The organism is Ruegeria sp. O4 (genome assembly GCF_056535125.1).
The window spans coordinates 547,472-571,362 of sequence record NZ_JBQERO010000001.1 but is presented as its reverse complement, the minus strand read 5'-3'; the positions used below and the strand labels follow the sequence as shown (position 1 = coordinate 571,362).

Here is a 23,891-nt window from a genome sequence, read left to right as displayed (position 1 = left end):
TTGGTCGGGGTCAAATGAAGACCGCTACATCAGGGTTTCATCGAGACAGGTTCGAGTTTTGCGCAACAATTCAGCAACTTCCGGGAAAGTGTTTCGCCAATTTCCCGTCCAGATTCAACACGCGGTGGCGGATCAGCCCTTTCTGCTCCAGCCGGGCGCGGACTTCTGGGTCAGCGCCGCTCATCTCGTTGAAGAACGCGCGCAGCCCGTCCTCGCCGTGTTCGCTTTCAATCCAGCTGAGCAATTCATTCTTGTTCAGCCCCCCCATCTCGCGCGGGGCATTCGGGGCCATGCCAGCCTGATACGAGCCGCGATCCAAGCGGAACGGATAATGTGCAATCCAGTGATCCCAGTCCGGCGCGTGGCGGTGGCATAGATCGACCTGCGCAAGTTCGTATTTACACGGCAGCAATTTCCCGTTCTGAAACAGGTTGTGGATACGAAAACTCAGACGTTTCAATCCCGTGCGCGCAAACAACTTGCCCTGTACATGGCTGAGGAACCCGCCAAGGACGAAAGCCCCATAGTTGGGATAAAGCATCTCAATCAGCTGTGTTCGGGCCGGGCTTTGTGGAACATGCGCCTTGTACAGGTCTTCGCCGCCTGCCAGCGCCTCGATTGGGCGGACCCGGGCGGCGTGAACCTTGTCCCCGATATCGCGCAACACATCCGAGATTGGGGTCGGCGACCACAGAAACTCGTCAACATCGATATGGGCCAGCCAATCCAGGTGCGTTTCACGATAGGCATAGGTGGCGTTGACCGATTGGCGAACCTGGTGCTTGTCCGGTCGTGTGCGTTTTAGCTTTTGCCAATAGGCATCATCGCAAACCTGTACGCAAACACTGGGATGTGCCTTCAGCGCCTCGAACGTGCGCGGGTTTGGCTCATCCAGATAGATATAGATGGTCTCGGCGCCCAGATCGATGTGATGGGCCACGAACCGAAGGACATCTTCGGTCGGGCCCCTGACCATCGACACGACACCCCATGTGGTCATGTGCGCTGCGCGCGTGCTTCGCGCATGAGTTTCAGGCGGCGAAAGACACCGCCGGGATCTCTGTTGAGCTCGGTCATCAAGTGATCGACCAGCGGCGCGATGGTGGTGTCGCTTAGGGCCTTGGTCCAGACCGGAGCAATCAGATTGACGTCCAACCCACCGCTTCCAAGGGAAAACCCTTTCATCTGATAGGGCAGTGGCACGCGATTCAATTTTTGATACTGAAACGGTGTTTCCGGGATCAGCCCGGAAAAGCGCCTCTCGAACTCATAAAGCTTCATCATGCCGAACAACATGCGCAACGCATGACCAACCTCGCGCTGGGTTGCAGTTTGGCCGTGGTCCGCAAAGGTCTGAACCGACGAGACCAGCCATCGCAGGTCAAGCGTGGACAAAAGGTGGTCAGACTGTTCGTCCCAAAGGCGGCAAAACAGAAGCGGGGCGTGGCGCGGGAAGGACCGCTTTCGCAGGTTCGAGATCAACTGGGCATTCAGGAAGGCAAGTTCCGAATTTCCGACAAATTCCCGCGCAATCTGAGCACGCTTGCGATCCCAGCTTGTATTAGGCTTCGGCGGGGGCACAGTCGCGCTTTCGGGCAATGTGCGACCGGCCAGTTCAATAAGGTCAATGTCAAGGTCAGGCAACGAGGTGGTGCCGAACTGAAACGGGCTGCGCCGGTTTTCATACCTGTCCAGCATGTCGGGCAGACCGCCGGGGAAAGTCAGTTCATCCTTGCTCATGCGCGCAGAATTGCACAGGCAGACTCGGCTGTGCAATCAGTGAGTTGGATCACACCATCATCTCTTTGGTGGCGGTCAGGTTCAGGGCGGGATAGTCCCGAACCACCCGGTCGATGTCCCATTGCAGCCGGGTCAGATAGACAATGTCGCCGTCATGGTCGTGCGCGATGTGCTGCTTGTTTGCATTCACAAACTTTTCGACCTCGGCCTTGTCACCGCTGACCCAGCGGGCCGAGGTGAACTGAGACGCCTCGAAACGCACGGGCAGGCCGTATTCCATCTCGATCCGGCTGGCGAGCACTTCGAATTGCAACGCGCCGACGACACCCACGATAAAGCCTGACCCGATCGAAGGTTTGAACACCTTGGCCGCGCCTTCCTCGGCGAACTGCATCAGGGCTTTCTCCAGATGCTTGGCCTTCATCGGATCACCCGCACGGACGCCTTGCAGCAGTTCCGGCGCGAAAGAGGGGATGCCGGTGACGCGCAGCGCCTCACCCTCGGTCAGCGTGTCACCAATGCGCAACTGGCCGTGGTTGGGAATGCCGATGATGTCACCGGCCCAGGCCTCTTCTGCCAGTTCCCGGTCAGATGCCAGAAACAGCACTGGGTTTGAAATCGCCATCGGTTTCTTTGACCGCACATGGGTCAGTTTCATGCCGCGTTTGAAATGGCCTGATGCCATGCGGACAAAGGCCACCCTGTCGCGGTGCTTGGGGTCCATATTGGCCTGCACCTTGAAAACAAAGCCCGCGACCTTCTTTTCATCCGGCGATATCTGGCGGGGTTCGGCGGACTGAACCTGCGGCTGTGGGCCATAAGCGCCGATGCCTTCCATCAGTTCCTTGACGCCGAACGAGTTGATGGCCGAGCCGAACCAGATCGGTGTCATATGCCCTTCAAGCACCGCCTGCGGGTTCAGCGCGGGCAGCAACTCGCGCGCCATCTCAACCTCTTCCAGCAGCTTTTCCAGCAGGTGCGCAGGAATATGTTCCGACAGTTTCGGGTCATCAAGCCCGTTAATCTCGATGCTCTCTGCCACCTTGTTGCGGTCGGCGCGGTCCATCAGCTCCAGCCGGTCGCGCAGCATGTCGTAGCAGCCGATGAAATCACGACCTACGCCAATTGGCCATGCGGCGGGGGTGACGTCGATGGCCAGCATCTCTTGAATTTCGTCGATGATCTCGAACGTATCGCGGCTTTCGCGGTCCATCTTGTTACAGAAGGTCAGAATCGGCAGATCACGCAGGCGGCAGACCTCGAACAGCTTTTGCGTCTGGCTTTCGACACCCTTCGCGCCGTCGATCACCATCACGGCCGCATCCACGGCCGTCAGCGTGCGGTAGGTATCTTCCGAGAAATCGCTGTGGCCGGGTGTGTCAACAAGGTTGAACCGGAAATTGCCATAGTCGAACGACATGGCCGATGCGGAAACCGAGATTCCGCGATCCTTCTCCATCTGCATGAAGTCCGAGCGTGTCCGCCGGGCCTCGCCCTTGGCGCGCACCTGACCAGCCATCTGAATGGCGCCCCCGTAAAGCAGGAACTTTTCAGTCAGCGTCGTCTTGCCCGCATCCGGGTGCGAGATGATGGCGAATGTCCGGCGACGGGCAATCTCGGGCGGCAGGGCAGGTTGGTTCGAGGTATCAAGCATGACCGCGCGTATAGGCGGGGAATCCTGCCGAAGCAAGACAAAGGGGGTGGTTCGAATCACAGGCTTGTGGTTATAAGAACATATAGTGAACAAATTGTGGAGAAGACCAATGGATTTGAAAGAGATTGCCAATGAATTGGTGGCTGGCTGCCGTGAGGACCGCGCCAAGGAAAATCTTGAGAAATTGTATGCGTCGGACGCAGTTTCTGTTGAAGCGGTCGATTACTCAGGTATGGGGCGCGAAATACAGGGGCGTGACGCGATCCGTGGCAAACATGAATGGTGGGAAGGAGCCCACGAGGTTTCTGGCGCTTCGGTCAGCGACCCGTTTGTGCACGGCGAGGACCGCTTTGCGGTGATTTTCGAAGTGCAGGGTAAGGTAAAGGAAACCGGCGAAGCCTTTGATATGCGTGAAGTGGGTGTCTATCACGTCGCAGATGGCAAGATCGTACGCGAAGAGTTCTTCTACTGATCCCAAGCCATTTCTGGTCTTCCCTGTCTGGCCGATGCTAGACATGCGGCAATGACTGACAGGGAGGATCCGATGGACCTTGGTATAAAAGGAAAGCGCGCGCTGGTCTGTGCCAGCAGCAAAGGGCTGGGTTTGGGCTGTGCCGAGGCTTTGGCTGAGGCTGGCGTAAATCTTGTGATGAATGCGCGTGGTTCGGACGCTTTGGAGAGCGAGGCGGCACGCCTCAGGTCAGAGCATGGCGTCGAGGTACAAACAGTCGCGTGTGACGTGACGACTGCGGAAGGGCAGGCGCGGGTGATCGAAGCGGCGCAGGGCGTTGATATTCTTGTGACAAATGCCGGTGGACCGCCGCCGGGTTTATGGTCGGACTGGGAGCGTGATGATTTCATCAAGGCGCTGGATGCCAATATGTTGACCCCCATTGCGTTCATGAAAGCGCTGCTTCCCGGAATGATGGACAAAGGTTGGGGGCGGGTGGTGAACGTCACCTCACAATCCGTGCGCGCGCCAATTGCGGTGCTGGGACTTTCGAATGCAGCCCGCACGGGTTTGACCGGATATGTCGCGGGAACTTCACGCCAGGTTGCACCGCATGGCGTGACCATCAACAACCTGCTGCCCGGCATTCACGCGACGGATCGTGCAGATGCGCTGGACAGCGGCGTGGCTGCCCAGCAAGGCATCTCGATCGAAGACGCACGCGCAAACCGTTCTGCAACCATTCCCGCGCGACGCTATGGAACGCGTCAGGAATTCGGGGCAGCCTGCGCGTTCCTGTGCTCTCAACATGCGGGGTTCATCGTTGGTCAGAACATTCTGCTGGATGGCGGCGCAACCAATTTGACGATGTGACCATGGCGCAAGGGTTTTCGTTGAAAGATCAGATGTTCAACGCTGAGAAAGTAAATTATCTCAGTGGTTTGTTTTCCGAGTCTCATGCAGAATTTGATGCCCCGGCATTCCGATCTGCGGTCATGTCGCGATTGCTGGATCTAGAGCTGAAGGATCGGATCATCTGGATCGCCACTTGTCTGCAACAGGCGGTGCCGGGTGACTTGCCTGCTGTTGCCCCGACGATCCTGCGCGCCTTGCCTGCGCCTTTGGACCCGACGAAAACGGATGACGATTTTGGCGATTTCATCTTTGCGCCGGTCGGTGAGTGGGTAGCGGCCATAGGCCTTGAGCATGTTGATCTGGCTTTGGACGTGATGGAGGAACTGACACAGAGGTTTTCCATGGAATGGGCGATCCGACCGTTCCTGAACCATGACCCGGACCGGGTGTTGCGGCGGATGCAGGATTGGTGCTCTCATGACAGTTACCACGTGCGCAGGTTGGTCAGCGAGGGGACGCGCCCCCGATTGCCATGGGGGCAGGCGGTCGCATTGGGTTTGCAGGACCCGCTGCCGTTGCTGGACAATTTGCACATGGATTCGACGCGGTATGTCACCCGGTCCGTATCCAATCACCTGAACGACATCACCAAGAAAGACCCGGATCTGGTATTGGATCGCCTGAAGGCGTGGCGCAACCAGGGTCATCAGACTCAGGACGAACTGGACTGGATGACGTCACACACCCTGCGCGGACTTGTGAAAGCGGGGCATCCTGAAGCAATGAAGATGTTAGGCTATGACCCGGACGCGGAAATCGAGGTCGCGGTCAACCTGAACTCCGAAGCTCGAATTGGGGACGCTCTGGCCTTTTCGGTCACTTTGAAAGGGGCCGGAGAGCTGCCAGTTCTGGTTGACTATGTCATTCATTTTCAAAGACCTGGCGGGAAAATCTCAGCCAAGGTGCACAAGTTGAAGCAGGCGGCTTTGAAGAACGGGAAACTGACGCTGGAAAAACGCCACAAGTTGAAGGGCGACGCCACAACATTCAAGTTGGTCCCCGGCGCACACCGGCTTGAGGTTCAGGTGAATGGCAAGATTCGCGCGGGCGTGGACTTCGACCTGCTTGGGTAAAGCCGCGCAGGACCACTCACGCTTTCGTCAAAAACGCCTTCGCCGGATTGAGAACTCCCGGCGCTTGCATTAGCTCGGACATGACCATTTGCGAGGGAAAAGCGCGATGAAACATGAATCGGTGCAGAACTATTACGGTGAAGTCCTGCAAAGCAGTGCTGACTTGCAGACCAATGCGTGCTGCACGCCCGACGACATGCCCGGTCATGTCAAAAAGATCCTTTCAAAGATTCATGACGACGTTCTGACTCGCTACTATGGCTGCGGTCTGATTGCCCCACTTGATCTTGAAGGCATGTCGATCCTCGATCTGGGGTGTGGGGCCGGGCGGGATGTATATGCCTTGTCCGCCATGGTCGGTGAGACGGGCCGGGTCGTGGGTGTCGACATGACGCCCGAACAACTGGACGTCGCCCGCGCGCATCAGGAATATCACGCCGAGGCGTTTGGATATGCCCGCAGCAATGTGGAATTCCATCACGGCTATATAGAAAAACTGGATGAGCTTGATCTGGAACCCGGATCGTTCGATATCATCGTCTCGAACTGTGTCATCAACCTGGCCGCGGATAAGAATGCGGTTCTGCGCGGCGCACATAGGTTGTTGAAAGAGGGCGGCGAGATGTATTTCTCGGATGTCTATGCAGACCGCCGTATTCCGCAGGCGATGGCCGAAGACGAAGTTCTTTATGGCGAGTGCCTGTCCGGCGCGCTTTATTGGAATGATTTCCTGTCAATGGCTCGAACGGCCGGTTTCGGCGACCCGCGCCGCGTGACACATCGTCCGCTGACGATCGAAAATCCCGTACTGGAAGAGCGTGTTGCGCCGTTGAAGTTCCTGTCCGCGACATACCGTCTGTTCAAACTACCTGCATTGGAACCGGCTTGTGAAGATTATGGGCAAGCCGTGATCTATAAGGGAACCGTGCCGAACGCACCGCATGAATTTGTTCTGGATGACCATCACGTTATCGAAGCCGGCAAGGTGTTTCCGGTCTGCGGCAACACCTGGATGATGCTGAAAGACACGCGATTTGCCCGTCACTTTGACTTTGTCGGCGATTTTTCGACCCATTATGGCATTTTCGAAGGCTGCGGTGGCGAAAGCCCTTTTGAAGCCGTGGGTGCATCTGTCGCTTCTGGCGGGTGTTGCTGATCCCTTGCACCTGAGGGGCGGGGTTGCTATCCCCGCTCAAGCCCGATGGATTTGATCGGGAAAGGCAACGGGGTCCATCGGTGACAGGTAACGCAATTCCACCGCGTCTGGAAATTCGCAACATTATCCGTCGGTTTGAGGGGCGGGTTGTTGTGGATGATGTTTCGCTGACCGTTCAGGCAGGCAAGGTGACTTGTCTGCTGGGGCCGTCGGGCTGCGGGAAATCCACCACGTTGCGCATGATCGCCGGTGTCGAGATGCAGGACTCGGGTGAGATATATGTTGATGGCAAGCTGATCTGCGACACCGTGTTCCGGGTGCCTCCGGAACGGCGCGAGATCGGACTGATGTTTCAGGACTTTGCACTGTTCCCACATCTGAGCGTGGCCAAAAACGTAGCCTTCGGCCTTAAGGGCAACAAGGACGAAAAACGCGCCCGGGTCGAGGAGTTGTTGCAGAAGGTCGACCTGATGCGGTTCATCGATGGTTTTCCGCATCAACTATCGGGTGGCGAGCAGCAACGCGTGGCGTTGGCGCGTGCCCTGGCGCCGCGCCCGCGCATCATGCTGATGGACGAGCCGTTTTCGGGCCTCGACAACCGTTTGCGTGATGGTATCCGTGACGAAACGCTGGCCATTCTCAAGGAAGAAGATGCCGCCGTACTGCTGGTCACGCACGAGCCTGAAGAAGCGATGCGCATGGCCGACGAGATTGCCCTGATGCGGCGTGGCAAGATCGTGCAACAGGGCGCTCCCTATAACGTCTATACGCGTCCCGCAGACAAGGCAGCGGTGGCGTTTTTCAGTGATGTCAACGTTTTGCGAGCGCAAGTGAATGGCGCATTGGCGGACACGCCCTTTGGTCAGTTCCTGGCGCCGGGCATTCCGAATGGTACGGATGTCGAGATCGTTTTTCGCCCTCAGCACATCAAGCTGGACTTTGACCGCAACGGCAAGGGGCCATTGCCGACACCAACAGATGGTGTGGCAGCCCGTGGTGTCGTTGAACGTGCGCGATTTCTGGGCAATGAAAGCCTGGTGGAGTTCCGCATGGACTATGATGGTTCGATCCTGAGGGCGACGGTTCCGAACGTGTTTGTCCCCAACCCGGGCCGGGTGATGTGGCTGACAATCCGCCGCGACAGATGTTTCGTTTTTCCCGAGACCAGGCGCTGATCCTTCGATTTCCGCCCAAGTGGTGCGCGAAATCCTCAGATTGGGGGACCACGTCGCTTGCCGCAACGCAGGCCCGGGTCTATCAAGAGCCAAACGCGGGGGTAAATCGGGCACATGCGAATTCTTTTGACCAATGATGACGGGATCAATGCGCCGGGCTTGATCACGCTTGAGGCGATTGCGGCCGAGCTGGCCGGACCGGATGGAGAGGTCTGGGTGGTCGCGCCCGCGTTTGAACAGTCCGGGGTTGGGCATTGCATCAGCTACACGCATCCAATGATGGTCGCCAAGCTGGGAGAGCGGCGCTTTGCCGCCGAAGGATCGCCTGCCGACTGTGTTTTGGCAGGGCTTCACGATGTTATGTTGGATACCCCTCCCGATCTGGTTCTGTCCGGCGTGAACAGGGGTAATAACTCGGCCGAAAACACGTTGTATTCCGGTACGATCGGTGGCGCGATGGAGGCGGCATTGCAGGGCGTCCCGGCGATTGCTCTGTCGCAATATTTTGGCCCCCGCAACCTGGGCGTTGACGACCCGTTCGAGGCAGCCGCTCGGTATGGTGCAGAACTGGTGCGCCGGATTCTGGACGCAACTCCGGCAGAACAGGGTGACTATCGGCTGTTCTATAATGTGAATTTTCCCCCAGTTCCGGCAGCCGAAGTGCTGGGCACGCGGATTGCGGCGCAGGGGTTTCGACGCGACACACGGTTTTCAGTCGAACCGCACAGTTCGCCTTCGGGGCGGCGGTTCCTTTGGATCAAGGGTGGCTATCAGCACAATCCGACCGCACCCGGGACGGATGCGGCTGTCAATCTGGAAGGCTATATCTCGGTGACGCCGATGCGCGCTGACCTGACTGCGCATGACATGCTGGAGGCATTGAAGGCGGTCGAATGAGCGGACTGGACCCTGAAACCGTAATGCAATTCCTGTTTGCCCTGCGCAAACGGGGGGTCACGGATGCGCGCGTGCTGGCTGCGATGGAGCAGGTGGACCGCGGTCGCTTTGTCACCGGCCTGTTTGCAGGGCGTGCTTACGAGGACATGCCGCTGCCGATTTCCTGCGGTCAGACGATCAGTCAACCCTCGGTCGTTGGCCTGATGACGCAGGCCCTGAACGTGAGGCCCCGGGACACGGTGCTCGAGATTGGGACAGGTTCAGGTTATCAGGCAGCGATCCTGTCTAAACTGGCCCGCCGGGTCTACACAGTGGAACGCCACAGGCGGTTGGTGAGCGAAACAAGCAAGCTGTTTGCCGACCTGGGCCTGACGAATATCACTTCGATGTTGTCGGATGGGTCATTTGGCCTGCCGGAACAAGCCCCTTTTGACCGGATCATTGTCACAGCCGCGGCTGAGGATCCTCCGGGCCCGCTCTTGGCGCAGCTGAAAATCGGGGGTATTATGGTTTTACCCGTGGGCCAGTCGGACGCGGTGCAGCAGTTGATCAAAGTGACGCGCACCGAAGATGGTCTGGACTATGACGAATTAACGTCTGTCCGTTTCGTGCCCCTTCTGGAGGGGCTAGGGAAGGACGAGGCGTAATAGGCTTAAAGAATTGGTCGCCGGAACTCCGGGTAACAGGGGCAGGCGTTGAGGACAGAATTATGAGAGCAGTATCCAAATCAGCAATGCGCCGCTGTGCGACCGGGGTGGCCGCTCTGGCCATTCTGGCCGGGTGCGAGGGGCCTCTGGATTATGACCTTCGCGGGCAGATCGGTGGCTTTTCGACCACCAATGCAGCGCAATCCGCGACGGCATCCCGCCCGGCACCAGACAGCAGGGGTGTCATTACCTATCCGAACTACCAGGTGGTCGTGGCGCGCCGCGGCGATACGGTGCGGGACGTGGCCGCGCGGGTTGGCCTGCCCGAGGGCGAGCTTTCGCGTTTCAACGGCCTTCAGACGACGGACACGCTAAGAGAGGGTGAGGTTCTTGCACTGCCACGCACTGTTGGTGCTGGCAGCGGTGTGGACATCGCGTCGGTTGCCGGGTCTGCAATTGATCAGGTGCCGTCGTCGGGTTCGGTTCAGACCACAACACTGGAACCCGCGAAACCGGCACCAATACCCGCGCCGGTGTCAGCTGGGCCGGAGCCGGTCAGGCACAAGGTCAAGCGGGGTGAGACGGCCTATACAATCTCCCGCCTCTACCAGGTGCCGGTTGAATCTCTGGCGGAATGGAACGGGCTGGGATCTGATTTTACCGTGCGTGAAGGTCAGTACTTGTTGATTCCGGTCAAGAACCAGTCAGCGCCCCGGCAAAATGCGGCTAGTGCCGCGCCCGTTCCCGCCACGGAAGTGACGGAACCGGGGCAGGGTTCTCCGACGCCGACGCCACCCAGCGCTACGCAGCCCTTGCCGGACGAAAAAGTTGCGCCTTTGGCCGAGGCCCCCGACGTGACCGCCGAAGCGCCAACCAATACGCGCACTTCCGCGCTGTCCCTGCCGGTTGGCGGCACTATCATTCGCGGCTATGACAAGGGCAAGAATGAGGGCATCGACATCGCTGCCGCTCCGGGTACGTCGGTCACAGCTGCCGAGGCTGGTACTGTCGCGGCGATCACAGCGGACGCGGATCAGGTGCCGATCATTGTGGTCAAGCACAACAACGATCTTCTGACTGTCTATGCAAATGTCGACAAGATCACTGTCAAGAAAGGCGATAAGGTACGCCGTGGCCAGAAGCTGGCTCAACTGCGGGGCGGCGACAATGCCTATGTGCATTTCGAAGTCCGCAAAGGGTTCGAGTCCGTGGACCCCGAGCCCTATCTGAAGTGAAGCTGGATGGCCCGTACCGGGCCATGCCTTCGGCGAGAGTATTTCTGAAAAGATGAAGCCTGTCAGGCGTACGGGTCATAATCACTCAGGCGTTTTCCGGGTTCGTCGGCGAAGATCTCCGGAAGGGGTGAAACTGCTTCGATCAGGTCGATGCGAAAGACACGAAATCCATTGCGCAGCTCGCACCAGGCGGTAAGGGTCCAGACCCGCCCCCAGTATTCCATATGGAGCGGGCGGATGGTTCGTTCGGTCAAAACGCCGTCAATGCGGCGATAGGACAGGTGAAGTTTCTGACGTGATTTGATGGCTGCACGGATCGGGGCCATATGGGCAAGGCCCCTTGCGGCATCGGCAAATGGGTAGACCGCGAATTTCCAGCTGTCCGCCTCGGCCACGACCTGCGTTGGCAAAACAGCGTCGATCTTGTCGGCAAGCGACTGTGCGGCAGCCTTCAGGTCAGTATCCGCGGCCTCGGCCACGATGGCCATGCCAAGATTCAACGCCTCAAGCTCGGCTGTGGTCAGGTTCAACGGGGGCAGGGTGATCTGCTCGCGCACCATGTAGCCGACACCGCGCTCTCCCTCGACCGGAACGCCCGAGGCAACAAGCGTATCCATGTCGCGATAGATGGTGCGGACCGACACTTCAAGCCGGTCCGCAATGTCCTGCGCGCGGTGCAGTTTGCCATCGCGCAGGATCTGGATGATATCGAACAGTCGGTCAGTGCGGCGCATGACACGCCGTTCTGACTGCGTTTAGGCAGTCATGTTCCATAGGACTTTCTCGTGACGCATCTGGATACTATCGGGATTGATGACCGCCATCATGCCTGCCGCACATTCCTGTTGCGGAAACTGCGCAGCGGCGTCCTCTGCCGCTTTCAAATCGGTCCAGACAACATAATCGGTCCAGCGACCATCTTCGCCCTGGCTAAGCTGCCGATGGGCGAAGCCCGGCGCGCTGCGCACAAAGGCCTCAGAAGCCTGACTGAGTTTCACGAACTCTTCCGGCGTGGTGCCATTGGCCAGCGTGAAGGTGACGATTTCAGCAACGTGGGTCATTTAATTCTCCATTGACCTTGTTTCGATGCCAAATCCCTAACGGATGACAACTGACATAAACCTGTCAGTTGAGAATTGCGACCCCTTAGATTCCTCGCGTTTTCCAAAATTTTTGCCCGCAACCCGTTGCAGATGCCTTTTGAGACCAGCGATCGAGGCGTAAAGACTGAGTCAGTTGATGTTCCCGGCGCGCAAACGTGCCGACGAAAAAGGAGAGAAGACATGCTCAACAATATTGGCCTTCCTGGCCTGCTGCTGATCGCCGTTGTGGTTCTGGTTCTGTTCGGACGCGGCAAGATCAGTTCGCTGATGGGCGAAGTCGGCAAAGGCATCACCGCGTTCAAGAAGGGCGTCAAAGACGGTTCGGAAGAGCTGGAAAAGGACGCTTCTGAGCTGGCCAAGGACGTCACGCCTGAAACCGAGAAAGACAAGGCGTAAGCGCGGATGTTTGATCTGGGCTGGACCGAGCTTCTGGTCATCGGCATCGTTGCCCTGATCGTTGTGGGGCCAAAGGACCTGCCGGTGCTGTTCCGCAATGTCGGACGTTTTGTCGGCAAGGCACGCGGAATGGCGCGCGAGTTCAGCAGCGCCATGAACGAGGCCGCCGATCAGGCCGGGGTGAATGAGATCAAGAAAGGTCTCAACGCTGCCGTGAACCCTGTGGGATCGGCCATGGACGGTGTCAAGCAAGCCGCGCAGGAGATGGCGAAAAGCATCGATCCTACAAAGTTCGACCCTGAAAGCGAAACGGGTAAACTGGCGGCCGAGCGGGCCGAGCAGGCCAAAAAGGTTCAGGCGTCAGCCGCCCGTGCCACCGCCGAGCGCAAGGCCAAGGAAGCAGCCGATGCACTGGCCAAGGCAGAAGAGGCCGAAGCCGCGCTGAACACTGAAAGCAAGACATGAGCAAAACCGACGAGATTGACGATTCTTCGGCCCCGTTGATCGAACATCTGGCCGAACTGCGCACACGGCTGATCCATAGCGTTGTGGCGTTTCTGGTCGGTATGATCATCTGTTTTTCAGTGGCGACGCCGATCTTCAATTTCCTGACCAATCCCCTGTGTGACGTTCTGGCTGAGCGCGGGCAGGATTGTGGCCTGATCTTCATCTCGCCACAGGAAGGGTTCTTTGTTGCGATCAAGGTTTCCTTATTGGGTGGGTTCATTCTGGCATTTCCCTATATCGGGATGCAGATGTGGCGCTTTGTAGCACCGGGCCTCTACAAGTCCGAGAAAAACGCGTTCCTGCCTTTCATGCTGGCTTCGCCCTTTATGTTTCTCCTGGGCGCAAGCTTTGCCTTCTACGTCGTCACGCCTCTGGCCTATGACTTTTTTCTCGGGTTCCAGCAATTCGGGGCTGAGGGTGAAGCCGTGGCCGATGGGGTCAATGCGGCACCGCTGAGTGTGGTGTTCCAGGGCTCAGCCCAGGAGTATCTGAACCTGACGATCAAGTTCATCGTGGCCTTTGGGTTATGTTTCCAACTGCCGGTTCTCCTGACTCTCATGGGGAAGGCAGGACTGGTCAGTGCCGAGGGGCTGGGCGCTGTTCGTAAATATGCGGTGGTCGGCATTCTGGTTCTGGCCGCAGTCGTCACACCACCGGATGTCATCACACAAATCATTCTGTTTGTGGTGGTCTACGGTCTGTACGAGATTTCGATCTTCCTGGTCGCGCGAGTAGAAAAAAAACGCGAGGACCAGTTGCGCGCTGACGGTTATTACGATGATGAAGCGGAAGCGGATGATGACCTGATGCAGGAATTCGAAGACGACAAGTAAACCTGCCGACGAAAATAAACGGGCGCGCCATCCGTGGGCGCGCCTTTTTCTTTTGAAACTCTTGTTGTGCCAATTGGAACGTGCTTTGAACCCCTCAAGACAAAACCGGAGGCCCATATGGACGACCAAGCCCTGAACCGTATCGCCGAGGCGTTGGAACGCATGGCACCGGCTCCTTTGGCGGCGCCTGATTTTGCCGTTGCTCCGGCATTTGTGTGGCATGTCGAACCGGATCGACTGGAACCTGTTACACATGTCAACCGGGTCGATCTGGATCTCCTGGTCGGCATCAATCGCTCTCGCGACACGTTGATGGACAATACGCGCCGGTTTGCAGCAGGGTACAAGGCAAATAACGCGCTGCTCTGGGGGGCGCGGGGGATGGGAAAGTCCAGCCTTGTAAAGGCCGTGCATGGCTCTCTGAGCGCTGATTATGCCGACCTTAAACTGGTCGAATTGCAGCGCGAGGATATGGGAACGGTGGCGCGGTTGCTGAACCATCTGCGCGCAGCGCCCTACAGGTTCATACTGTTTTGCGATGACCTGTCGTTCAGCCACGATGACCAGCACTACAAATCTCTCAAGGCTGTTCTGGATGGTGGTATTGAAGGCAGGCCAGAGAATGTGGTCTTCTATGCCACTTCAAACCGTCGCCATCTGATGCCGCGGGATATGATCGAAAACGAACGCTCCAGCGCCATCAATCCTTCCGAGGCGGTCGAAGAAAAAGTCTCGCTGTCGGATCGCTTCGGCCTGTGGCTTGGGTTCCATCCCTGTGATCAGGACGAGTATCTTGCGATGATCGACCGCTATTGCGCCGCCTATGGCGTTTCTGTTGATGCAGAGATCTTGCGCGCCGAGGCAATTGAGTGGCAAGCCACGCGCGGGTCGCGCTCTGGCCGTGTCGCCTGGCAATTCTTCGTCGATCTGGCTGGGCGCAACGGCGTGCATATCGCCTGATCCAGGCTTCACCTGGCTGCAAATATCCCCGCCAGAGGCATGGCCCGTCAGGGCCATTTCCTAAAGCAGTGCCAGAATCCGCGCAGCTTCATCCTTGGTGCTGTTCAACACGCTCCGGTCTTCCCCGGGATGAAAACGCGCACGGACGGCCGTGGGCATCGGCGCGGGTTCGACAACCGAAACCCGAGGACCGGTGCGTTCGGTTTCGACGGCCCAACTGCGGGCCAGAGCCATCTGCGCGGCCTTGGTGGCACCGTAGATGCCATAAAACTTCTCGCCAGCTTTCGGATCGTCAAAAAACACCGCATGGCCACTCTCGCCCAGAAGGGGTGAGACATAGGGGATCAGAACCGAGGTCGCGTTTGCATTTGTGTTGATCGCCTTGGCCCATTCCTTGGGGTCAACAAAATGCACTGGCGTCAGTGCTGATGTGTGGATGGCTGTGTGCATCCACAGGTCAACCTTGCCCCAACGGTCATGGATGCCACGACACAGGGTCGCCATGGCGTTTGGATCGGTGATGTCCATGGGGGCCAGAGTGGCTGACCCGCCCTTCGCCTTGATACGATCGTCCAGCTCTTCCAGCCCGCCGGTGGTCCGGGCGACGGCGACGATATGGTATTCAGGTGCCAGCGCTTCGGCCAGCGCAGCGCCCAACCCGCGAGAGGCCCCGGTGATAAGGGCGATTTTTGTCTGATCGGTCATGGCTGCGGTTTGAACCCCTGCGCGAGGGGCGTCAAGTCGCGATTAGCTTCCGGGAATGGCGATCCGCTTGGTCTGGCCGCTTTGTCGCAGCATGATGCCCTGTTCGTCGATTGCTATCACCGTACCCGAGGCGACACGGCTTCCGGGTTCAACCTCTTTCACGCGGCCCGATGACAGGCGTACCAAGGCGTGCAGTTCGGTTTTGGGCCCGAACACCCCCAGAACAGAAACAGAGTTCTTGTTTAACGCGCCCTGCTGTGTGGCCGCGCTTTTGACATTGGTGTTTGACATGGTCCGTGGCCCGGCATGAGTTCCGAACCCCTTATTTCGAGTGAGTGGTTGCCGCCCGATACCAAAACGATCAGGTAAGCAAAAGACCTTCACATACTCCACGATTCACGACGTAGCGACCTTTTTGTTAGTCCCTGTGATCGTGCAAGAATCGCCGCCGGGTTGTGGCAGATTTCCACTCATCGGTGGAACAGTATAGATGCGAGCCACCCTGAACAGGGTTGTCCTTTCTGCATGCCGAACGGTTTGATTCGCGGTCTGAACAGAAGCTGGACGTGCACTCGGTGGGCGGAGTCATTCAGCCTGAGGCGAGTTTAGCCGCATTCCACGACCCGCCCGGAACCTGCATATCCGCGCGTTTCTGGCTGACACGGCTGCTGTTTTCCAGACTGTCCAGGTAATCCGCGCTAACGCTGCCTGTAATGTAATTGCCATCAAAGCAGGAACAATCAAATCCCTGGATGTCCGGGTTGCCTTCCTGGGCCGCCCAGATCAGGTCCTCCAGATGCTGATAGAACAGTGCATCAGCGCCCAGCTCTTCACGGATCTCTTCGATCTCTTTGCCATTTGCGATCAGCTCGGCCTTGGTCGGCATGTCGATGCCATAGACATTGGGGTATTTGACCGGCGGCGAGGCGCTGGCCACATAAACCTTCTTGGCCCCGGCGTCGCGGCACATCTGAACGATCTTTTTGATGGTGTTGCCGCGCACGATGGAATCGTCGATCAACAGAACGCTGTGGCCTTCGAATTCCAGCGGAACGGCGTTCAGCTTGCGGCGGACGGATTTCTGTCGCTCGGCCTGACCCGGCATGATGAAGGTACGCCCGACATAGCGGTTCTTCACCAACCCCTCGCGATAGGGGATGCCGGTGATTTTCGCCGCTTCCAGTGCCACGGGGCGGGCGCTGTCGGGTACGGGAATGATCCGGTCGATTTCCAGGCCCGAGTCCTGAATTTGTTTCGCCAGCGTCTGTCCCATGCGCATCTGGGTTTTATAAACCGAGACACCGTCCAGCAGTGAATCCGGACGTGCCAGATACACATACTCGAAGATACAGGGCGTCAGCTTGCCTTCGACCGCCTGAAACTCGTGCATGTTGCCTTTCAGGTCGATCAGGATGGCCTCGCCCGGGCGCAGATCGCGCAGCTTTTCAAAACTGTTGATGCCAAAGGCTACGTCTTCCGAAGCAAAGGCATAATCGTCCCCCTGACCGTCGACATTGCGTTTTGCGACCGAAAGGGGCCGAATGCCAAATGGGTCGCGGAACGCCAACATGCCAACACCTGCCACCAGACAAATGACTGAATAGGCGCCCTGAACCCGCTCCATCGTCATCTTCACACCGGCAAAGATGTTTCGGATCGGGTCCGAATTGCCGTTCACCTTGATGGCGTCAGCCACTTTGTCGGCCAGCACGTTCAGCAGGATTTCCGAATCCGATGTGGTGCGCAGGTGGCGGCTGTATTTCCCGGTCACTTTCTCGCGCTGTTCCGCTGTGTTGGTGATGTTGCCGTTGTGAACAAGATAGATACCGTAGGGTGCGTTCACGAAGAAAGGTTGCGCTTCAGCCGCGCTGAGTGATCCGGCCGTTGGATAGCGAACATGCCCCATGCCGATATGACCCAAAAGGGTTTCAGCATCCTGGGCGTTGAACACGTCCTTGACCAGACCATTGGCTTTCTTTTCCCGGAAGAATTCGCCGTTGTAAGTCACGATCCCCGAGGCATCCTGACCCCGGTGCTGCAACATCAGCAGCCCGTCATAGATCTCAGCAAAGACATCATGTGTCCGGCTTGCGATTCCTAAAATCCCACACATTCAAGGGGCTCCAACTTCTATGACGATTTCATTCGAGGATTGGCCGCAGTTCGGCACCGGACTTTCTGCATCTTCAGCGCGGAACTGTTTGCTACACAGGAACAAGACGCCGTTAGGGCGACCATCACTGCGATCAGCGCGCATTCATACAGAAAGGACAAGATCGGTGGCTCCGATTCCGTGGCGGGTTGGCCCCCACATAATGCCTAATGGCGTGGCTGTCATCAAAGGATCACAATAGCCAAATGCCGCAGGCCAAGTTTGCGTATGTCGACGAAGAAAAACGAAGGTGGTGACATGCGCAAACATATGTGCTGTCATGCATTTGATTGCATACATGAACTGCTAAAACTCAGCACCTCGGGGGGACCTGAATGTGGCAGCATAAACCTCCTCACAAGAACCAGGAACGGATCAGGCAGCGGTGCCATCGGTGCCGAGGATTGGGGCGCGCGTCGTGCCAGATCTGTAACGGAGCGGGTGAGATCGCCAAAAGCAGAGATATCTTTGGAAAACCGATTTTCAGTCGATGTGACGGATGCTTTGGCTTGAAAACAATCCGCTGCACCGTGTGCGGTGGCGAGGGGTTTGTCTGATCTGCAACAAAAAAGCCCGGCAGGGCCGGGCTTTCATGAATTGGTGATCTGCCTCTATCAGCCGTTGGAAGGCGCAGTTGTTGCCGGTTCAGCGTTTCCTGCCGTGCAACTGGCGACCAGCTGTTCATACTGAGTCGTAACCCACCCCAGAGCTGCCTCGGGGTTTTGTTCCTCAATCTGGCCGCTGAACTGTTCAAACACCTTGGCCGACCGGCTTTCATCAACAATTGTGTAAGACTGGCCGGTCATGACGGTGTCGTAAACGAAGAATGCGATCGCAACCAGAAGAATGCCACGAGCGATGCCGAAGAACAGCCCCAGAGCCTGGTCCAGGCCGCCAAGGGCCGAGCGCTGAACCAGCGATGAAAACAGCGGTGTGAAGATACTGACCACGATCAGCGCCACCGCAAAGACTGCCGCAAACCCGGTGATCACAGACAGTTCGCAGCTGTCACGCAGGAAATCTCCGACGACCGGGATTTCCTTGACCAGAGGTACCGCCTGCGGGGCGAAGATGAACGCCAGAACGGCCGCTGCGACCCAACCCGCGATGGCCAGAACTTCGCGCATAAAACCGCGCGAATAGGCCAGCAAGCCTGACAGCACGATGATCAGGGCAACCACCCCGTCGATTATTGTAAAACCTTCCATGGCCCTCGCCTGTTCTTTTCTGCCCCTCAAGGCGGGACTTTAACCTGCTCCGAAGGTTTCGCCAACAAACCCTACCAAATCAGAGGGCCGGGTGAGTGTCAGACCTGCCACAGTACCGGTTTTGCCACCTGCCGGAGCTATTGCCGCTGTGAAACCAAGTTTTTGTGCTTCTTTCAACCTGTTTTCTGTCTGCGGAGCCGGTCTAAGTGCGCCGGATAGCGAGATTTCCCCGAAAACGACGGTGTCTGAGGGCAGGGCTGTGTCCTCGCGCGCGCTCAGCAATGCAGCGGCAACGGCCAGATCGGCGGCGGGTTCACTGACTTTCAATCCACCGGCCACGTTCAGATAGACGTCGAGACCCGCAAAGGGAATGCCGCAACGCGCTTCGAGAACGGCAAGGATCATCGCCAGCCGCCCGCTGTCCCATCCCACCACTGTCCGGCGCGGCTGTGAATGGGGGGACGGGGCAACAAGGGCCTGCAATTCGACCAGAACCGGCCGTGTGCCCTCAATCCCGGCAAAGACGGCAGAGCCAGGGCTGGGCTTACCTCGTTCCGACAGGAACAAGGCCGAGGGGTTGGTGACCTGCGCCAGCCCTTTGCCTGTCATCTCGAATACGCCAATTTCGTCGGCGGGACCAAAGCGGTTCTTGACCGCCCGCAGAATACGAAACTGATGGCCGCGCTCGCCCTCGAAATACAGCACCGTATCAACCATGTGTTCGACTACACGGGGCCCTGCGATCTGGCCTTCCTTGGTGACGTGCCCGACCATGATGATCGACACACCATGCCGTTTCGCAAAGGCGGTCAATTCATGAGCAGCCGCCCGGACTTGCGACACGGACCCCGGCGCGCTGTCGACATTGTCCGCCCACATGGTCTGGATCGAGTCGATGATCGCCAGACCGGGTTTCTCGGCTTCAAGCGTGGTGAGAATGTCGCGCAGGTTGGTTTCGGCAGCAAGTTGCACCGGTGCATTCTCCAGCCCAAGGCGGCGCGCCCGCATGCGAACCTGCGCACTGGCTTCTTCACCCGAGACATAGATCGTCTTGACGCCAGCACGGGCAAAGCGGGCGGCCGCTTGCAGCAGCAGGGTGGATTTACCGATGCCGGGGTCGCCGCCCACCAACAGGGCAGATGCGGGAACAAGCCCGCCGCCAAGCACCCGGTCCAGCTCTTCCACTCCGCAGAGTGTGCGGGGTGGCGGGGTTTCCTCGGTCGACAGGTCGGTGAGCGTCATCGACCGTCCGCGTTTCGAGCCCAGCGATTTCTTGGCTGGGCCTGCCGACAGAGGTACGTCCTGGATGATCGAGTTCCACTCGCCGCACCCGTCGCAGCGGCCCGACCAGCGAGAATGGGATGCGCCGCAGGCGGAGCAGGAGAAGGTTGGTTTTGCCATGACGTCTTGGTGCCCGAGGACGGATGGTTCTTCAAGTCCTTGCTGGGCTTTCCTCGTCGTCAGCGCCCTATGTCCGAGCGATGGTTTTGCAGTGGCGTTCGGTGAGAATGCCCAAAGCGATGGAGGCAAGGATGCAGGCGGTGAACAGGTAAAGACCCCATGCGGTTTCAACAGTGGCGTAAGAGATGCCCTTGGCCAGCGTGATGTAAAGCGCGATCAGGAAGATATCCGCCATAGCCAGCTTGCCAAGGATGTTGAGCGCGGGCTGCACACGGGCATCCAGCAGGTTCCATTGGATCAGGGCGGTGCCGATGGTTTTGATGTAAGGCGCGAAAAGGGCAAAGACGGTGACAATCAGAGCAAGGATGACGTCGGATTTCCACAAGGATTGCAGCCCGGTGATGACGCTGATTTCGCTGAGGCCAAAGATCGGCAGGAACCCTGCGCGCATCAGCGGGGCGAACCACGCGATGGGGTAGAGGATCAGGAGGGAGAGGGTGGCGAGGCGGAGGGTCATATTTACTTTTTAGGTGTTCCGCCGCCAATCGGGCGACGCGTTTCAGTTATGTGTTAGCTTAATTCAAGAATTCAAACTCGTTTTTGTCAGTGGGGAGAAGTCAAATGCCAGCTTTTGTGGCTTTCAAGTCAGTTGTTGATCCTTCGGATTGCGATTTTCTGGGGCATATGAATGTCTCGCGATACTTTGCGGCTTGCTCAGATTCGGTGTTTGCTATCCAATCGGAGATGGGACTGAACGCAGACGATATGCGTTCGGGACGGAAGCTCTCATTTGCGGTCGTACATGCGGAGAGTAGTTTCCTCACCGAACTTCGAGCGGGGGAGGCAATTCAGATGGAGAGTGAGGTACTAGAAATAGGCGGAAAGTCGGTCACCTTCCGACACAGATTGCTGCGCTCTGCCGACAGAAAAACTGTATTCTCAACAGTGTTCAAATGCGTCTTGTTAAATCTCGAAACTCGAAAAGCCGAATTGCTTCCAGATGAGGTTGTCGCAAGCGCGAAAAACTGGCTAGTGAGTGAGGAGGATTAGCGCACCGCCTCAATCGGCCCCACAGCGCTCCCACTGATGAACTGCTCCACATAGGGATCACCCGAGGCATCCATCTGGTTGACAGGGCCGGTCCACTGGATCACACCTCCGTGCAGCATGGCCACGTTGTCGGCAATCGCGCGGACCGAGCTCATGTCGTGGGTGATGGTCATCGCGGTGGCGCCCATCTCGGTCACGATTTCGCGGATCAGGTCGTTGATGACGCCGGACATGATCGGGTCGAGGCCGGTGGTGGGTTCGTCAAAAAAGATAATCTCAGGCTCGGCGGCGATGGCGCGGGCAAGGCCCACGCGTTTTTGCATGCCACCTGACAGTTCTGCCGGAAAACGGTCCGCCACGTCGGATTTCAGGCCCACGCGGCGCAGTTTTTCGATGGCGATCTCGCGCGCTTCCTCGGTTGGACGTTTCAGGGATCCACGCAGCAGGCGAAAGGCGACGTTCTGCCAGACGGTCAGCGAGTCGAACAGCGCACCGCCCTGAAACAACATTCCAAACCTGGCCAGAAACGCATCCCTGTCACCGGATTGTGCATCTTTGCCGTCCACGTAGATCACGCCACTGTCAGGGTGGATCAAGCCCAGAATGCACTTCAATGCCACCGACTTGCCGGTGCCCGAGCCGCCAATGATCACCATTGAGGTGCCTTTGGGAATCTCAAGGTTCATGCCTTGCAACACACGGTTGTCGCCAAAGGCTTTATGTACGTTCTCCATCCGGATCATAGCGAGAAGAACACCCCTGTGAGAACAAAGTTTGCGGCGAGGATCAACACAGCTGCGGCTTCGACCGAGCCTTTGGTTGCGCGGCCGACGCCCTGTGCGCCGCGGCCCGAGTTCATGCCGTAATAGCAGCCCATGATAGCCGCGATCACACCAAAGGCTGCGCCCTTGACCAGAGACGATACAATGTCGCGCATCTCGAGGAAATCGACGGTGTTTTTCAGATAGGCCGCCGGGTTGAAGCCCAGGTTCTGCGTGGCGACAGTGTACCCGCCCGCAATCCCGATAACGTCACCCACCGCGACCAGCGCAGGTACGGTGATCAGGGCGGCTAGCACACGCGGAGCAGTAAGATACTTCATTGGGTGGGTCGACAGCGTGACCAGAGCGTCGATTTGCTCGGTCACTTTCATCGTGGCGATCTCGGCCGCGATGGACGAGGTCACGCGCGCGGCGATCATCAGGCCGACCAGCACCGGGCCAAGCTCTCGCACCATGCCGATGGCGACGATCTGGGGCACGACGGCTTCGGCGTTGAACCGCGCACCGCCCGCATAGATTTGCAAGGCCAGCGCGCCGCCGGTGAAAATGGCGGTCAGGCCGACGACGGGCAGGGACAGCCAGCCGATATTCAGCAGGGCCATCCCGAATTCGCGCGGATAGAAGGGTGGGCGCAGGATGTGCGACGCTGCATCAAGCGCAAACAGGGCCACCCGGCCAAAGGCCGCAAGCAGGCCCAGCACGGTGCGGCCCAGCCCCCCCAGCGCGCTGATTGGGTTCATTCCACGTAGCCCCGCGAATAGCGATTGCCCATTGATGTCAGGATTTCATAGCCAATTGTACCAGCAGCCTCGGCCAGATCATCAACGGTTTGATGACCGTTGAGAATGCGCAGGCGCTCCGGGTCTTTCGGCAGGTCCGTGACGTCCACGGTGATCAGGTCCATTGAGATACGTCCAACAACCGGGCAGGGTTGGTCGCCCGCAAATGTGTCGATGCCGCCGCCAATGGCGCGATGCAGGCCATCTGCATAGCCGGCAGCAACGGTGGCGATCCGGGACGGCCGACGCGCCACCCAGGTGTTTCCATAACCCACGGTCTCGCCGACAGCCAACTTGCGCACCTGAATGACAGGAAGGTCAACGGTTACGACAGGCTTTGCACCGGCAAAGGGCATTCCGCCATAAAGACCAATACCCGGGCGACAGAAGTCAAAATGAAACTCAGGCCCCAAAAGCATCCCGCCCGTCGCTGCCAGGGAGCGCGGCGCAGCGACCCCATCAGTCATCTCGCGGAAGGTTTTCAGTTGTTGCTGGTTCATCGGGTGTTCCGGCTCGTCCGAGCAGGCCAGATGAGACATGATGAGTGCCGGGTTCAAGGCTTCGGCCTTGGAACGCAACTCAGCCCAGTCAGCAGGTTCAAGACCAAGCCGGTTCATACCACTGTCCAGTTGGATACCAAACGGGTGGTCGGGCAGGGTCTCTGTATGGCGTAGAAACTGTTCTGGCGAGTTGATCAGCGGTATCAGGTTGTTGCCGCGCAGCAGATCGGCATCGCCTTCCATATGTCCCGAAAAAACGAAAATCATCGGGCCGGGGCCAACGGCCTCGCGAACGGTTGTGCCTTCTTCTGCAGCAGCCACGAAAAACTTGCGAACACCTTCTTCTACCAACGTGTCGCTGACAGGTCCTGCGCCCAGCCCATAGGCATCTGCCTTGACAACGGCACCGGTTTCGACCCCGGTCTTCGCGTCGAGTGTCCGCCAGTTTCTGGCGAGGGCCTGAAGATTGATCGTCAAACGTGCAGTACTCATGGGACTGTTCATGACATTGCGCCGTCCAAGGTCAAGAGGGAAAGGGCTTTTTCCGCGACAGATTGCGCCCATCAAACGAA

27 protein-coding genes are annotated in these 23,891 nt (G+C 58.1%); 13 read left to right on the top strand and 14 right to left on the bottom strand.

Annotated elements, in window-relative coordinates; all coding sequences use genetic code 11:
* Window positions 1–70 precede the first annotated feature (70 nt).
* The 3 genes from ACR0J7_RS02815 to ACR0J7_RS02805 are packed head-to-tail and all read right to left on the bottom strand — an operon-like array spanning window position 71 to window position 3,394.
* Window positions 71–1,000 (bottom strand): glycosyltransferase family 2 protein, encoded by a 930-nt coding sequence (locus ACR0J7_RS02815; protein WP_480564456.1) that lies wholly within the window; start codon window positions 998–1,000, stop codon window positions 71–73.
* Window positions 997–1,740, bottom strand: a complete 744-nt coding sequence (locus ACR0J7_RS02810; RefSeq protein WP_480564459.1) for a hypothetical protein — start codon at window positions 1,738–1,740, stop codon at window positions 997–999. Before ACR0J7_RS02810 ends, ACR0J7_RS02815 begins: the two co-directional genes overlap by 4 nt.
* Window positions 1,741–1,789: 49 nt before the next feature.
* Window positions 1,790–3,394, bottom strand: a complete 1,605-nt coding sequence (locus ACR0J7_RS02805) for a peptide chain release factor 3 (protein WP_267366522.1) — start codon at window positions 3,392–3,394, stop codon at window positions 1,790–1,792.
* Between the two features lie 109 nt (window positions 3,395–3,503).
* On the opposite strand from ACR0J7_RS02805, the gene ACR0J7_RS02800 reads away from it, so the two are divergent.
* From ACR0J7_RS02800 to ACR0J7_RS02765, 8 genes are all read left to right on the top strand, one after another.
* Window positions 3,504–3,866, top strand: coding sequence for a nuclear transport factor 2 family protein (locus ACR0J7_RS02800; RefSeq protein WP_267366520.1), 363 nt, complete (start codon window positions 3,504–3,506; stop codon window positions 3,864–3,866).
* A gap of 72 nt (window positions 3,867–3,938) precedes the next feature.
* Window positions 3,939–4,718, top strand: a complete 780-nt coding sequence (locus ACR0J7_RS02795) for an SDR family oxidoreductase (protein WP_480913233.1) — start codon at window positions 3,939–3,941, stop codon at window positions 4,716–4,718.
* A 2-nt stretch (window positions 4,719–4,720) separates the two neighbouring features.
* The gene (locus ACR0J7_RS02790; RefSeq protein ID WP_480504911.1) at window positions 4,721–5,833 is read left to right on the top strand and encodes a hypothetical protein; all 1,113 of its coding nucleotides are present in this window, start codon (window positions 4,721–4,723) and stop codon (window positions 5,831–5,833) included.
* Window positions 5,834–5,939: 106 nt separating this feature from the next.
* Window positions 5,940–6,989 carry a methyltransferase domain-containing protein gene (locus tag ACR0J7_RS02785; RefSeq protein WP_480913231.1) on the top strand — a complete coding sequence of 350 codons (1,050 nt, stop codon included), beginning with the start codon at window positions 5,940–5,942 and terminating at the stop codon, window positions 6,987–6,989.
* 107 nt (window positions 6,990–7,096) lie between these two features.
* Complete coding sequence (locus ACR0J7_RS02780) at window positions 7,097–8,164, top strand: ABC transporter ATP-binding protein (RefSeq protein ID WP_480486463.1); 1,068 nt, start codon at window positions 7,097–7,099, stop codon at window positions 8,162–8,164.
* 114 nt (window positions 8,165–8,278) lie between these two features.
* Window positions 8,279–9,061, top strand: a complete 783-nt coding sequence (gene surE, locus ACR0J7_RS02775) for a 5'/3'-nucleotidase SurE (RefSeq protein ID WP_480772795.1) — start codon at window positions 8,279–8,281, stop codon at window positions 9,059–9,061.
* Window positions 9,058–9,708: a protein-L-isoaspartate(D-aspartate) O-methyltransferase gene (locus ACR0J7_RS02770; RefSeq protein ID WP_209503723.1), complete on the top strand. Its 651-nt coding sequence runs from the start codon at window positions 9,058–9,060 to the stop codon at window positions 9,706–9,708. The genes surE and ACR0J7_RS02770 overlap by 4 nt, the downstream gene beginning before the upstream one ends.
* Window positions 9,709–9,770: 62 nt before the next feature.
* On the top strand, window positions 9,771–10,943 hold the full coding sequence (locus tag ACR0J7_RS02765; RefSeq protein ID WP_480913229.1) for a peptidoglycan DD-metalloendopeptidase family protein: 1,173 nt from the start codon (window positions 9,771–9,773) through the stop codon (window positions 10,941–10,943).
* Window positions 10,944–11,005: 62 nt separating this feature from the next.
* On the opposite strand, the gene ACR0J7_RS02760 is transcribed toward ACR0J7_RS02765, so the two are convergent.
* Together ACR0J7_RS02760 and ACR0J7_RS02755 are read right to left on the bottom strand one after the other, a co-directional pair.
* Window positions 11,006–11,677 (bottom strand): helix-turn-helix transcriptional regulator, encoded by a 672-nt coding sequence (locus tag ACR0J7_RS02760; RefSeq protein WP_480480622.1) that lies wholly within the window; start codon window positions 11,675–11,677, stop codon window positions 11,006–11,008.
* Between the two features lie 21 nt (window positions 11,678–11,698).
* Window positions 11,699–12,004, bottom strand: a complete 306-nt coding sequence (locus ACR0J7_RS02755; protein ID WP_267364188.1) for a hypothetical protein — start codon at window positions 12,002–12,004, stop codon at window positions 11,699–11,701.
* Window positions 12,005–12,226: 222 nt separating this feature from the next.
* Here ACR0J7_RS02755 and ACR0J7_RS02750 point away from each other — a divergent pair, with 222 nt between their 5' ends.
* The 4 genes from ACR0J7_RS02750 to ACR0J7_RS02735 all read left to right on the top strand — a co-directional run bounded on the left by ACR0J7_RS02750 (window position 12,227) and on the right by ACR0J7_RS02735 (window position 14,742).
* Complete coding sequence (locus tag ACR0J7_RS02750; protein WP_209503727.1) at window positions 12,227–12,442, top strand: twin-arginine translocase TatA/TatE family subunit; 216 nt, start codon at window positions 12,227–12,229, stop codon at window positions 12,440–12,442.
* A 6-nt stretch (window positions 12,443–12,448) separates the two neighbouring features.
* On the top strand, window positions 12,449–12,907 hold the full coding sequence (gene tatB, locus ACR0J7_RS02745) for a Sec-independent protein translocase protein TatB (protein ID WP_209503728.1): 459 nt from the start codon (window positions 12,449–12,451) through the stop codon (window positions 12,905–12,907).
* Window positions 12,904–13,782 (top strand): twin-arginine translocase subunit TatC, encoded by an 879-nt coding sequence (gene tatC, locus ACR0J7_RS02740; protein ID WP_267364186.1) that lies wholly within the window; start codon window positions 12,904–12,906, stop codon window positions 13,780–13,782. Before tatB ends, tatC begins: the two co-directional genes overlap by 4 nt.
* Before the next feature lie 117 nt (window positions 13,783–13,899).
* Window positions 13,900–14,742, top strand: coding sequence for an ATP-binding protein (locus tag ACR0J7_RS02735; protein WP_267364184.1), 843 nt, complete (start codon window positions 13,900–13,902; stop codon window positions 14,740–14,742).
* Window positions 14,743–14,802: 60 nt separating this feature from the next.
* On the opposite strand, the gene ACR0J7_RS02730 is transcribed toward ACR0J7_RS02735, so the two are convergent.
* The 6 genes from ACR0J7_RS02730 to ACR0J7_RS02705 form a co-directional block, all read right to left on the bottom strand.
* Window positions 14,803–15,447, bottom strand: coding sequence for an SDR family NAD(P)-dependent oxidoreductase (locus ACR0J7_RS02730; RefSeq protein WP_267364183.1), 645 nt, complete (start codon window positions 15,445–15,447; stop codon window positions 14,803–14,805).
* A 42-nt stretch (window positions 15,448–15,489) separates the two neighbouring features.
* On the bottom strand, window positions 15,490–15,738 hold the full coding sequence (locus ACR0J7_RS02725) for a hypothetical protein (RefSeq protein WP_209503732.1): 249 nt from the start codon (window positions 15,736–15,738) through the stop codon (window positions 15,490–15,492).
* A 298-nt stretch (window positions 15,739–16,036) separates the two neighbouring features.
* A complete protein-coding gene (gene purF / locus ACR0J7_RS02720; RefSeq protein ID WP_267364182.1) occupies window positions 16,037–17,560 on the bottom strand; it encodes an amidophosphoribosyltransferase in 1,524 nt (507 codons plus the stop codon).
* A 653-nt stretch (window positions 17,561–18,213) separates the two neighbouring features.
* On the bottom strand, window positions 18,214–18,807 hold the full coding sequence (locus ACR0J7_RS02715) for a CvpA family protein (protein ID WP_267364181.1): 594 nt from the start codon (window positions 18,805–18,807) through the stop codon (window positions 18,214–18,216).
* A 39-nt stretch (window positions 18,808–18,846) separates the two neighbouring features.
* Window positions 18,847–20,208 (bottom strand): DNA repair protein RadA, encoded by a 1,362-nt coding sequence (radA, locus tag ACR0J7_RS02710; protein WP_480772792.1) that lies wholly within the window; start codon window positions 20,206–20,208, stop codon window positions 18,847–18,849.
* A 67-nt stretch (window positions 20,209–20,275) separates the two neighbouring features.
* The gene (locus ACR0J7_RS02705; RefSeq protein WP_480913228.1) at window positions 20,276–20,725 is read right to left on the bottom strand and encodes a paraquat-inducible protein A; all 450 of its coding nucleotides are present in this window, start codon (window positions 20,723–20,725) and stop codon (window positions 20,276–20,278) included.
* 104 nt (window positions 20,726–20,829) lie between these two features.
* Here ACR0J7_RS02705 and ACR0J7_RS02700 point away from each other — a divergent pair, with 104 nt between their 5' ends.
* A complete protein-coding gene (locus ACR0J7_RS02700) occupies window positions 20,830–21,258 on the top strand; it encodes an acyl-CoA thioesterase (protein WP_480913226.1) in 429 nt (142 codons plus the stop codon).
* On the opposite strand, the gene ACR0J7_RS02695 is transcribed toward ACR0J7_RS02700, so the two are convergent.
* The 3 genes from ACR0J7_RS02695 to alr are packed head-to-tail and all read right to left on the bottom strand — an operon-like array spanning window position 21,255 to window position 23,811.
* Window positions 21,255–22,001, bottom strand: a complete 747-nt coding sequence (locus ACR0J7_RS02695; protein ID WP_480913224.1) for an ABC transporter ATP-binding protein — start codon at window positions 21,999–22,001, stop codon at window positions 21,255–21,257. The two genes, ACR0J7_RS02700 and ACR0J7_RS02695, sit on opposite strands and share 4 nt — an antisense overlap.
* The gene (locus ACR0J7_RS02690) at window positions 21,998–22,780 is read right to left on the bottom strand and encodes an MlaE family ABC transporter permease (RefSeq protein WP_480480639.1); all 783 of its coding nucleotides are present in this window, start codon (window positions 22,778–22,780) and stop codon (window positions 21,998–22,000) included. Before ACR0J7_RS02690 ends, ACR0J7_RS02695 begins: the two co-directional genes overlap by 4 nt.
* Window positions 22,777–23,811, bottom strand: a complete 1,035-nt coding sequence (gene alr / locus ACR0J7_RS02685) for an alanine racemase (RefSeq protein WP_480913222.1) — start codon at window positions 23,809–23,811, stop codon at window positions 22,777–22,779. Before alr ends, ACR0J7_RS02690 begins: the two co-directional genes overlap by 4 nt.
* Window positions 23,812–23,891: the final 80 nt, after the last annotated feature.

What these genes read in the sequence shown, in the direction of transcription:
- ACR0J7_RS02805 (WP_267366522.1), bottom strand. Translation starts at nt 3,394, where the DNA reads ATGCTTGATACCTCGAACCAACCTGCCCTGCCGCCCGAGATTGCCCGT.
- ACR0J7_RS02690 (WP_480480639.1), bottom strand. Translation starts at nt 22,780, where the DNA reads ATGAACCCAATCAGCGCGCTGGGGGGGCTGGGCCGCACCGTGCTGGGC.
- ACR0J7_RS02815 (WP_480564456.1), bottom strand. Translation starts at nt 1,000, where the DNA reads ATGACCACATGGGGTGTCGTGTCGATGGTCAGGGGCCCGACCGAAGAT.
- ACR0J7_RS02725 (WP_209503732.1), bottom strand. Translation starts at nt 15,738, where the DNA reads ATGTCAAACACCAATGTCAAAAGCGCGGCCACACAGCAGGGCGCGTTA.
- ACR0J7_RS02800 (WP_267366520.1), top strand. Translation starts at nt 3,504, where the DNA reads ATGGATTTGAAAGAGATTGCCAATGAATTGGTGGCTGGCTGCCGTGAG.
- ACR0J7_RS02795 (WP_480913233.1), top strand. Translation starts at nt 3,939, where the DNA reads ATGGACCTTGGTATAAAAGGAAAGCGCGCGCTGGTCTGTGCCAGCAGC.
- ACR0J7_RS02760 (WP_480480622.1), bottom strand. Translation starts at nt 11,677, where the DNA reads ATGCGCCGCACTGACCGACTGTTCGATATCATCCAGATCCTGCGCGAT.
- tatB (WP_209503728.1), top strand. Translation starts at nt 12,449, where the DNA reads ATGTTTGATCTGGGCTGGACCGAGCTTCTGGTCATCGGCATCGTTGCC.
- ACR0J7_RS02750 (WP_209503727.1), top strand. Translation starts at nt 12,227, where the DNA reads ATGCTCAACAATATTGGCCTTCCTGGCCTGCTGCTGATCGCCGTTGTG.
- ACR0J7_RS02810 (WP_480564459.1), bottom strand. Translation starts at nt 1,740, where the DNA reads ATGAGCAAGGATGAACTGACTTTCCCCGGCGGTCTGCCCGACATGCTG.
- ACR0J7_RS02755 (WP_267364188.1), bottom strand. Translation starts at nt 12,004, where the DNA reads ATGACCCACGTTGCTGAAATCGTCACCTTCACGCTGGCCAATGGCACC.
- ACR0J7_RS02785 (WP_480913231.1), top strand. Translation starts at nt 5,940, where the DNA reads ATGAAACATGAATCGGTGCAGAACTATTACGGTGAAGTCCTGCAAAGC.
- ACR0J7_RS02705 (WP_480913228.1), bottom strand. Translation starts at nt 20,725, where the DNA reads ATGACCCTCCGCCTCGCCACCCTCTCCCTCCTGATCCTCTACCCCATC.
- ACR0J7_RS02770 (WP_209503723.1), top strand. Translation starts at nt 9,058, where the DNA reads ATGAGCGGACTGGACCCTGAAACCGTAATGCAATTCCTGTTTGCCCTG.
- purF (WP_267364182.1), bottom strand. Translation starts at nt 17,560, where the DNA reads ATGTGTGGGATTTTAGGAATCGCAAGCCGGACACATGATGTCTTTGCT.
- ACR0J7_RS02765 (WP_480913229.1), top strand. Translation starts at nt 9,771, where the DNA reads ATGAGAGCAGTATCCAAATCAGCAATGCGCCGCTGTGCGACCGGGGTG.
- surE (WP_480772795.1), top strand. Translation starts at nt 8,279, where the DNA reads ATGCGAATTCTTTTGACCAATGATGACGGGATCAATGCGCCGGGCTTG.
- tatC (WP_267364186.1), top strand. Translation starts at nt 12,904, where the DNA reads ATGAGCAAAACCGACGAGATTGACGATTCTTCGGCCCCGTTGATCGAA.
- ACR0J7_RS02700 (WP_480913226.1), top strand. Translation starts at nt 20,830, where the DNA reads ATGCCAGCTTTTGTGGCTTTCAAGTCAGTTGTTGATCCTTCGGATTGC.
- alr (WP_480913222.1), bottom strand. Translation starts at nt 23,811, where the DNA reads ATGAGTACTGCACGTTTGACGATCAATCTTCAGGCCCTCGCCAGAAAC.
- ACR0J7_RS02730 (WP_267364183.1), bottom strand. Translation starts at nt 15,447, where the DNA reads ATGACCGATCAGACAAAAATCGCCCTTATCACCGGGGCCTCTCGCGGG.
- radA (WP_480772792.1), bottom strand. Translation starts at nt 20,208, where the DNA reads ATGGCAAAACCAACCTTCTCCTGCTCCGCCTGCGGCGCATCCCATTCT.
- ACR0J7_RS02715 (WP_267364181.1), bottom strand. Translation starts at nt 18,807, where the DNA reads ATGGAAGGTTTTACAATAATCGACGGGGTGGTTGCCCTGATCATCGTG.
- ACR0J7_RS02735 (WP_267364184.1), top strand. Translation starts at nt 13,900, where the DNA reads ATGGACGACCAAGCCCTGAACCGTATCGCCGAGGCGTTGGAACGCATG.
- ACR0J7_RS02790 (WP_480504911.1), top strand. Translation starts at nt 4,721, where the DNA reads ATGGCGCAAGGGTTTTCGTTGAAAGATCAGATGTTCAACGCTGAGAAA.
- ACR0J7_RS02695 (WP_480913224.1), bottom strand. Translation starts at nt 22,001, where the DNA reads ATGATCCGGATGGAGAACGTACATAAAGCCTTTGGCGACAACCGTGTG.